A 4,712-nucleotide genomic window follows, 5' to 3' on the forward strand; every position below is an offset into this window, starting at 1 on the left:
CGTCGACGGCGGGCGCGCCGGAGCCGCCCCGGCCCGCGGCGTCACCGGAACCGGAGGCCGAGCCGTTGCCGGTACCGTTGCCGGTGCCCGCACCGGGCGCGGTCCCGTCGCCGGACCCGGCGGCGTTCCCGTCGGTGCCGTTCCCGTCGGTGCCGTTCCCGGGGTTGTCCGAGCCGGAGCCCGGGGTCGTGGCCCCGGCCTCGGCCGCGGCCTGGTCCAGCTTGGTCTTCAGCTCACCCAGGTTCGTGAGCTGCGCGCGGGCCTGATCGAGCTGCTCCGGCGGCAGGCCGGGGACGTTCAGCAGCTGCTGGGCCTGGTCGCTGAGCTGTCCGACCTGCTCCTGCGCGGCCTGCAGCCAGCCCTGGTCGAACTGCTCACCGGTGCGGGCCTTGAGGTCGTCGACCTGGGACTGGATCTCCGGGGAGACCTGGTCGGGCAGCGAGACGCCGATCGACGACGCCAGCCCCCGCAGCTTGTCGTTGATCTGCTGGCCCTCGCCCTGCACCTGCGGCGCGAGCTCCTTGACCTTGTCCCCGACGCCCTGCTCCAGGCCGATGCCGCCGAGCGCGGCGAGGCCGAGCGCCTTCTGGTGCGCGTCGCCGAACGCCTGGCGCGGGTCGCCGACGCCCGGGACCTGCGGGAGGTTGTCGGGCAGGTTCGGCACCTGCGGCGTCTCGCCACCGCAGGCGGTCAGCCCCACGAGTGCGGCCGCGGCGACGGCGGCACCGACGGTGCGGCTGATCCGGCGCGGGTGGTTCGTGGTCGTCGTCATGCGAGTCATCCCCCGGAGGTAGCGGTGTACGCCTGATGGGCTATCGGCTTACTCCGGACGTTGCAACTCGAACCACACGACAGGTCCCACGCGGGCGGCGAGTGGTTATCGCCGACGGCTGAGCGGTGCCGGGGCCGAGGGCGGCGGGACGACCGGGCCGACGTCGCCGTCGGGCGCCTCGTCGAGGTCCAGGACGACCGGGGCGTGGTCGCTGGGGAGCTTCCCCTTGCGCGCCTTGCGGTCCACCCACACCGCCGCGCGACGGTCGGCCGGGCCCGACCCGGCCAGCACCAGGTCGATCCGCATCCCCTGGTCCTGGTGGAACCGGCCGGCCCGGTAGTCCCAGTAGCTGAACACGCGCTCGTCGGGCCAGCGCTCGCGCAGGACGTCGCGCAGCCCGGTCCCGAGCAGCGCGGCGAGCGCGGCCCGCTCGTCGGGGGTGACGTGGGTGGCGCCGTCGAACAGGGAACGGTCCCAGACGTCGTCGTCGGTGGGGGCGATGTTCACGTCCCCGGCCACCACGGTCGACGCGGGGTCGCCCGTCGCGACCAGCTCGCGCAGTGCACCGAGCCAGCGCAGCTTGTAGGCGTAGTGCGGGTCCTCGGGGCTGCGGCCGTTCGGCACGTACACCGAGGTGACCCGCAGCCCGCCGCAGGTGGCGGTGACGGCGCGCGCGTCCGGGACCTCCAGCCCGCCCTCGGTGAAGACGGGCTCGTCGGGCAGGCCGCGCACGACGTCGTCCAGACCCACCCGCGACAGCAGGGCGACGCCGTTCCACCGGCCCTGGCCGTGGTGCGCGCTCGCGTAGCCGCGCTCGGCCAGTGCCTCGTCGAAGGCCGCGGCGAAGTCGTCGTCGGAGAGCTTGGTCTCCTGGAGGCAGACGACGTCGGGTTCCCGCTCGTCGAGCCACGGCAGCAGCCGCGGCAGCCGGGACTTCGCGGAGTTCACGTTCCAGGTGGCCAGACGCACGCCCCGACCCTACGAGAGGAAGCGCGTCACCGACCGGCGGATGCCCGCGACGTCCAGGCCGTGCGCGGCGTCGTGGTCCTCCGGGCTGCCGTAGCGACGCAGCTCGGCGGCGCCGACCCCGAGCCCGAGGACCCGGTGCCGCAGGTCGGCGAGCGCATCGGAGACGTGCCGCACCGAGGTCCCGGCGAGGTAGGGCTCCACGAGCACGACGTCCGGCTCGGACAGCGTGGCGCGCAGGCCGGCCGCGTCGAACGGGCGGACGGTCCCGGCGTACAGGACGGTCACGTCCAGGTCGGCGACGGCGGCGAGCGTCCGGTCCGCCAGGGGCCCCACCGCGACGACCGTCCCCCGGCGCCCCCGCCGCAGCACTGTCATCGACGGGCCCGCCCCGTACGGCCGCGCGTTGGACGCGCCCGAGAGCCGGACGTAGACCCGGTCGTCGCCGGGCAGGGCGGCCCACAGCTGCGCCTCCGCCTCGTCGGCGTGCCCGGGCACGTGGACGGTCCAACCGTCGAGGGTGTCGAGCAGCGGCACGTCGCGCGGGCCGAAGTGGGTCTCCCCCGCGCCCGCCATGTCGTAGGACCCGCCGGCCGACACCAGCAGCGCCCCGACGCCCTGGTGCCCGAGGTCGAGCTTGAGCTGCTCGTAGGGCCGTTCGACGAGGAACGGCGCGAAGGTGTGCACGACCGGGCGCATCCCGGTCAGCGCGAGCCCACCGGCGGTGGAGACGAGCAGCTGCTCGCGGATGCCGACGTTGATCACGCGGTCGGCGAGGTCGGGCGGGACGTCGACGTAGCCGGCCCCGATGTCGGCCAGCAGCGCGACGGCCCGCGGGTCGGACGCGATCAGCTCCGGCAGCAGCGCATAAAAGCGTTCCCGCAGGTCGGGCGGGGTCACGGGGTCGGAGGGAGTGGGCTGCTGCGTATCGGTGAGCAGAGCAAAGCCGGTCATCGGTGGCTCCCCTTCGGTTCGACGTGCGCGACGACGGCGAGCGGTCGGTCGGGGTGTGCGGTGCGGAAGGCGCGTTCCAGGTCGTCGTGGTCGCGGCCGTCGGCGTCGACGGCGACCCAGCCCTCCGCGGTGAAGCGGCCGGCGATCCCGCCGGGCCAGCCGTGCGAGGCCGAGCTGTTGTCGACGACGACGGCGCTCAGCCCGGACAGCCCGGCACGGCCCGCGTACTGGATCGCCTCGAAGTTGGAGCCCTCGTCGAGCTCGGCATCGCCGACGAGGACGACGGTGCGCGCGTCGCGGCCCTGCAGCAGCAGCCCCGACGCGGTGCCGACGGCCAGTCCGAGCCCGTGGCCGAGCGAGCCGGAGGAGATCTCCACCCCGGGCACGAGCGTGCGGTCGGGGTGGTGCCCGAGGGTCGAGTCGTACCCGGCGAACCGGTCGAGCAGGTGGTCGTCGAGGAACCCGCGGGCGACGAGGACGGCGTAGAGCGCCATCGGGCCGTGCCCCTTGGAGACCAGGAAGCGGTCGCGGTCGGGGTCGTCGGGGTGCTGCGGGTCGACGCGCAGGATGCGGTCGTAGAGGACCCACAGGACGTCGAGGGTGGAGGTCGCGGCGGGTTCGTGCTTCTCGTCGCCGGTCATCCGGGTCATCAGCCCGGCGAGGTCGGCGTAGCCGGTCGGTGATCGCATGCGACCACTCTGTGACCTGAAGCCGACTTCAGGTCAAGGGGCCGAGCTACTCCTCGTCCGGCGGGGTCGCCTTGCGGACGTAGAGCAGCTGGTCACCCCGCTCCAGCGCGTCGACGGCGGCCGAGTCGACCCGGTGGAGCTGCTCGCCACGCACCACGCCGAGCACGATGTCGGGCAGGTGCCGCGGGGAGCCGCCGACCTCGGTCGGCTCGACCTGGCGCTGGGAGATCGCGAAGCCGGCGTCCGGGGTGAGCAGGTCCTCCACCACCTCGACGACGGCGGGCGAGCGGGTCGCGACGCCCAGCAGCCGCCCGGCCGTCTCGTCGGACACGATCACCGAGCTGGCGCCGGACTGGCGGAGCAGGTGCACGTTCTCCGCCTCGCGCACCGCGGCGACGATCGAGATCGACTTGGACAGCTCACGGGCGGTCAGGGTGACCAGCACCGCGGTGTCGTCGCGGTCCAGGGCGACGACCAGCGTCGTCGCCAGCTGCACCCCGGCGATGCGGAGCACCGCGGAGCGGGTCGCGTTGCCGGACACGGTGACCAGGCCCAGCCCGGAGGCCACGTCCAGCCGCGCCCGGTCGGTGTCGACGACGACGATCTTCCCGGGGTCCACGTCGTCGCCGAGCAGCGTCTCCACCGCCGCGCGCCCCTTGGTGCCGTAGCCGACGACGACGATGTGCTCGCGCACGCGCGACCTCCAGCGCTGGATCCGGAACGACTGCCGCGAGCGCTCGGTGAGCAGCTCGACGGTCGTACCGACGAGGACGATCAGGAACAGCACCCGCAACGGGGTGATCACCGCGATGTTGATGGAGCGGGCCATCGGGCTGACCGGCACGATGTCGCCGTAGCCGGTCGTCGACAGCGACACCGTCGCGTAGTAGAGGGCGTCGAGCAGCGAGATCTCGCCCGTACCGTTGTTGTCGAGGTAGCCGTCGCGCCCGAAGAAGACGATCAACGTCGTCGCGCCGAGCGCGAACACCGCGATCGCCAGGCGGGTCACCAGCGAGCGCACCGGGCCCGACCGCGGGTCCGGCATCCGCAGCGCACCCTCGACCTGGGGATCGAGTTCGCTGAGCCGGGTGGAGCCGATCACGTGCGAAGGCTAGCGCCCAGGTCGCGCCGCACCGACCGCCCGGGCCCTATCCTCACTCAGGTGTCGGCCGAGGGGGACCACGAACGTGTGACGCCTGCTGCGCGCACGTCGCTGCGGCCGCGGCTGAGCGCGCGCCGGTTCCGCGGCGGTGCCGCACCCGGACCGGACCCGACCGAGGCCCTCGAGACGGGGGTCGCCGTGGCCGCGGGACTGCGCGAGCCCGCCGGGT

The 4,712-nt window shown here is 74.0% G+C and carries 5 protein-coding genes; all 5 read right to left on the reverse strand.

Annotated elements, in window-relative coordinates; translation table 11 throughout:
* A partial coding sequence (locus NH602_RS28145) for a DUF4142 domain-containing protein (RefSeq protein ID WP_253069382.1) occupies positions 1–772 on the reverse strand: 772 nt, incomplete at its 3' end.
* A gap of 105 nt (positions 773–877) precedes the next feature.
* Positions 878–1,741: an exodeoxyribonuclease III gene (locus tag NH602_RS28150; RefSeq protein WP_179760970.1), complete on the reverse strand. Its 864-nt coding sequence runs from the start codon at positions 1,739–1,741 to the stop codon at positions 878–880.
* Between the two features lie 9 nt (positions 1,742–1,750).
* Positions 1,751–2,692: a transketolase family protein gene (locus NH602_RS28155; protein ID WP_179760971.1), complete on the reverse strand. Its 942-nt coding sequence runs from the start codon at positions 2,690–2,692 to the stop codon at positions 1,751–1,753.
* Positions 2,689–3,381, reverse strand: coding sequence for a transketolase (locus tag NH602_RS28160; RefSeq protein WP_100879740.1), 693 nt, complete (start codon positions 3,379–3,381; stop codon positions 2,689–2,691). The genes NH602_RS28155 and NH602_RS28160 overlap by 4 nt, the downstream gene beginning before the upstream one ends.
* Positions 3,382–3,427: 46 nt before the next feature.
* Positions 3,428–4,426, reverse strand: coding sequence for a TrkA family potassium uptake protein (locus NH602_RS28165; protein ID WP_202416755.1), 999 nt, complete (start codon positions 4,424–4,426; stop codon positions 3,428–3,430).
* Between the last annotated feature and the right edge of the window lie 286 nt (positions 4,427–4,712).

This window comes from Pseudonocardia sp. McavD-2-B, assembly GCF_024124365.1.
Lineage (GTDB): Bacteria > Actinomycetota > Actinomycetes > Mycobacteriales > Pseudonocardiaceae > Pseudonocardia > Pseudonocardia alni.

What these genes read in the sequence shown, in the direction of transcription:
- NH602_RS28155 (WP_179760971.1), bottom strand. Translation starts at nt 2,692, where the DNA reads ATGACCGGCTTTGCTCTGCTCACCGATACGCAGCAGCCCACTCCCTCC.
- NH602_RS28160 (WP_100879740.1), bottom strand. Translation starts at nt 3,381, where the DNA reads ATGCGATCACCGACCGGCTACGCCGACCTCGCCGGGCTGATGACCCGG.
- NH602_RS28165 (WP_202416755.1), bottom strand. Translation starts at nt 4,426, where the DNA reads ATGCCGGACCCGCGGTCGGGCCCGGTGCGCTCGCTGGTGACCCGCCTG.